The organism is Gordonia sp. VNK21 (genome assembly GCF_046098115.1).
In the GTDB taxonomy this organism is placed as follows: Bacteria; Actinomycetota; Actinomycetes; order Mycobacteriales; family Mycobacteriaceae; genus Gordonia.
In genome coordinates this window covers 494,330-498,360 of record NZ_JBJURU010000001.1, presented here as the reverse complement: position 1 = coordinate 498,360, position 4,031 = coordinate 494,330, and the positions used below count along the sequence as shown (strand labels likewise).

Sequence of the window (4,031 nt, the reverse complement as noted above, 5' to 3'; positions counted from 1 at the left end):
CGCCGAAGCCGAGTACTGCGAAACGCAGATCGGCCACGTCGTCGGCGGTGGCCGTGGCGAGCGAATCCCACAGCGCCAGTGCATTGTCCGGGGCGTCGCCGTCGCCGGTCGTCGCGACCAGGAACAGAATGTTCCCGCGCAGGGCATCGGGTGCCACGTGTTCGGCGCCGGTCAGGGTGACCGCGAAGCCGGCGTCGGTCAGCCGGCCGGCGCAGTCCTCCGCGAACTCCTCGGCGGTACCGGTCTGCGAGGCCCAGACCACCGTCACCGGGGTGGGGCCGGCCACCTCCCCCGACGTGGTGGCCGGCTCCGCACCGGTGCCGCCCGGGGGAGCAGCGAGCGCTGGGGCGCCGCCCGCGAGCGCCGTCCGGGAGAAGTAGCCGGCCAGCACGCCGTCGGCCCAGGCCCGGGTGTCCTCGCGCAGCGGTGCGGCGGCCGGGATGGTCGGGACGGCGTCGGCCGGGGGATTGGCCACGATGCCGGCGACCAGACCGGACAGATAGGCGCGTTCGGCCTCCGACGGATCGGGGGTGGCGCCGCCGGAGAGCAGGGCGACCAGTGAGTCGAGGCCCGGCGCCGCGGCGGATGGTGCGGGGGCGTTGTCGGTGACGGTCCTCGGCTCCGATTCGGTTGCGGGAGAGGTGGTTTTGCACAGTGATACCGCGCAGACCTTGAATTCCGGTTGCAGCGAGTCCGGATCCACGGCGTCGTTGGTGAGCGCGTTCACCGCGAGCAGAGTGCCGGCCGCGTCGCCCCAGTGCATGGGTACGAAGCACAGGCCCGGCACGATCGCGTCGGTGACCTTGGCGGGCAGTTTCGCCTCGCCGCGGCGGGAGACCAGGTGCACCGTGTCGCCGTCGGCGATGCCGTGCAGCGCCGCATCGTCGGGATGGATCTCGACGAAGCTCGACGGATTCAGTTTGTTGAGCTTGGCCACCCGGCCGGTCTTGGTCATCGTGTGCCACTGGTGGGCGAGCCGGCCGGTGGTCAGCAGCATCGGATAGTCGCCGTCCACACCCTCGGCCGGTGGCAGGTACGGGCGGGCCAGGAACCGGGCGCGCCTGCTGGGCGTGGGGAAGGCCAGCGCCGGGACGGTGCCGTCGTCGTCGATGAACAGAGTCTGGCTCACCCCGTCGTTGCGGTAGCGGATGGGGTTGCGGTCGGGTGACTGCGGTGGCGCGGGCCACTGGACGGGGCCGTGCGCCAGCCGGTCGTGATCCACACCGCGCAGATCCCAGCCGGTGCGGGGATTGTGAAACCGGCGGATCTCGTCGAAGACCGCCGCCGCATCGGGGAAGTCGAAGCCCTCGGTGAAGCCCATCGCACGGGCCACCCGGCAGATCAGCAGCCAGTCGGGCAGCGCCTGGCCGGGCGGCGGCAGGGCGGGGCGGGTGAGGGTGAGGTTGCGCTCCGAGTTCACCATCACACCCGGCGACTCCGTCCAGAGCGTGGCCGGCAGCACCGCGTCGGCGTACTCCGCGGTCTCCACACCGTCGTAGACGTCCTGCACCACAACGTATTCCGCAGCCTGCAGACCGTCGATCACGCGGCTGCGATTGGCCACCGAGACCACCGGATTGGTGCAGATCACCCAGACCGCCTTGATGTTCCCGTCGGCCAGCTCGCTGAACATGTCGATGGTGCCGCCGCCGGCGGTGCCCGGGATGGTGTCCTCCGGCAGTCCCCAGAGCCGTTCGGTGAAGCGGCGATCCTCCGGGTCGAGGGCCACGCGCTGGCCGGGCAGGCCCGGGCCCATGTAGCCCATCTCGCGGCCGCCCATGGCGTTGGGCTGTCCGGTGAGCGAGAACGGTCCGCTGCCGGTCCGGCAGATGGTGCCGGTGGCCAGATGCAGATTGACCAGGGCATTGGTATGCCAGGTGCCGTGCACGGACTGGTTCAGGCCCATCGTCCACAGACTCACCCAGTCGTCGGCGTCGATCAGCCAGCGGGCGGCGGTACGCAGGTCGCCCTCGGCCACACCGGTGATCGCCGCGACTTTGTCCACGGGGTAGTCGTCGAGCAGTTCGAGCACCGACTCCCAGCCCTCGGTGTGGGCGGCGATGAACTCGTCGTCGATCGCCCCGGCGTCGACCATCAGGCGGAGCAGCCCGTTGAGCAGGGCCAGATCGGTGCCCGGTCGCACCGGCAGGTGCAGATCGGCTTTCGCCGCGGTGGCGGTGCGGCGCGGATCGGCGACGATCAGCTTGGCGCCGGCCTTGACCCGGTCCATCATCCGCAGGAACAGGATGGGGTGGCAGTCGGCCATGTTCGCGCCGATCACGAAGAAGGCGTCGGCGTGGTCGAGGTCTTCGTAGCTGCCCGGCGGCCCGTCCGCGCCGAGGGACTGCTTGTAGCCGGTGCCGGCGCTGGCCATGCACAGCCGCGAGTTCGACTCGATGTTGTGGGTGCGCAGGTAGCCCTTGGCCAGCTTGTTGGCCAGGTACTGCGCCTCCATCGACATCTGGCCCGAGACGTAGAGCGCGATGGAGCCGGGGCCGTGCTGCTCGTGGATGTGTCGCAGCCGTTCGCCGACCCGGTCGATCGCGGCGTCGACGTCGGTGGGGGCGAGCGGCTGCTCGCGCGAGTCGCGGGTCAAGGCTGTGGCGAGCCGGCCGGGCGCGCGCAGCAGGTCGATCGTGGTCGAGCCCTTGGTGCAGAGCCGGCCGCGGTTGGCGGGATGATCCGGAGTGCCCTTGGAGGAGGTGACCACCCCGTCCTTGGTCTCGAGCCGCAGCCCGCAGCCCACCCCGCAGTAGCCGCAGACGGTGTCGGTCACGACGGTGCCCGCAGCCGATCCGTCTGCGCCCGTCGGGGCAGCCGGGGCCGGGCTGATTCGCGGCGCAGCGTGCGGGGACATGTTCGCAGCTTGGCGCCGTCGTGTTTCGCCATCGCCAGTGGTGGATTACGCCGAGGTCAAGTCGATCTCACAGTGCGGTCGATGGCGATGTGAGTAGCGGTCCGGTGCTGGTCACGGTGGTGGCCGGCGGTTCGGCGGGTGGCGCAGCACCGGTTCGGCCGCCTATGTGGCCCCCGACACCGACGGTCCGGACCCGGCCGGAAGAACCGGAGGAGAGCGACCAATGAGTTAGGGTGTCCTAAGTATCCGGCGAAGGAGGCGCACGTGACCGATGGGGCCGCATTCGATCACCTCATCCACTGGGTGGACGACCTGGAGTCGGCCACGGCCGGCTACGACGCCCTCGGGCTGACCACGCATGCGGCGGTCACCCTGCCCGGGTTCCGCAACGCCGCGTGGGGGATCGACGACGAGCGGTACGTGGAACTGGCCGTCGTCGACGACTGGGATGCGGTGACCCGCTCGAAGTATGCGCGTGGCATCGAACTCCTGACCCCGGCGATCGATCGGCTCGGCGGTCCCGGCCTGCTCACCTTCGGTGTGGACGTGCCCGATGCGCGGGCGACCGCGGAGGAGTTGCGGGCCGTCGGCCGCGACGTGGTGGTCGACGAGGTGTGGTTCGAGGACCGGAACGGCGGTTTCGTCGAGGTGTACGTCCGGGACGCGCCGAGCTACTTCCCGTTCTTCATCACCTATCAGCCGCCGAGGGTGGAACTGGCCCGGATGCGTGCCGAACATCGTGCGGAGCAGGGGCTCACCCGCCCTCCGGACGCGCCGGATCTGGTGGCGCTGCTCGCCCGCAGCCCGGCGCCGCAGGACGAGGCATCGATCGCCGGCATCACCGTGCTGCCCGCTTGAACCCGTCCCGACGGCGGCCGCCTCAGGAATTTCGGCACAGAAGTGTGCACGGGGTGCGTACTTCGGTACCGAAATTCTCGTCGGGCCGGGGAGTGAGTTTGGCGACAGCCGCCGGACCGGGCGGACGGCGCCCCCGGCAGGACTCGAACCTGCGACCTAGGGATTAGAAGGCCCTTGCTCTATCCACCTGAGCTACGGAGGCGTGCCCCGGCAGCGGCCGAGGACGGGAGTGAGTATATCCCGACCTAGAGTGGACACCATGAGTACGACGACCAGGTGAGAGCCAGCCCTATATGAGTGAGGGCAGGAGCCGGCG

At 70.3% G+C, this 4,031-nt stretch carries 2 protein-coding genes and 1 tRNA gene; 1 reads left to right on the top strand and 2 read right to left on the bottom strand.

Annotation, left to right across the window (positions count from 1 at the left end; genetic code table 11):
* Positions 1–2,857 (bottom strand): molybdopterin-dependent oxidoreductase (locus tag ACJMNC_RS02475; RefSeq protein WP_408946350.1); only part of this gene is annotated, 2,857 nt, incomplete at its 3' end.
* A 264-nt stretch (positions 2,858–3,121) separates the two neighbouring features.
* Here ACJMNC_RS02475 and ACJMNC_RS02470 point away from each other — a divergent pair.
* The gene (locus ACJMNC_RS02470) at positions 3,122–3,715 is read left to right on the top strand and encodes a VOC family protein (protein WP_408946349.1); all 594 of its coding nucleotides are present in this window, start codon (positions 3,122–3,124) and stop codon (positions 3,713–3,715) included.
* Positions 3,716–3,843: 128 nt separating this feature from the next.
* On the opposite strand, the gene ACJMNC_RS02465 is transcribed toward ACJMNC_RS02470, so the two are convergent.
* Positions 3,844–3,917: transfer RNA gene (locus tag ACJMNC_RS02465), tRNA-Arg, on the bottom strand.
* Positions 3,918–4,031: the final 114 nt, after the last annotated feature.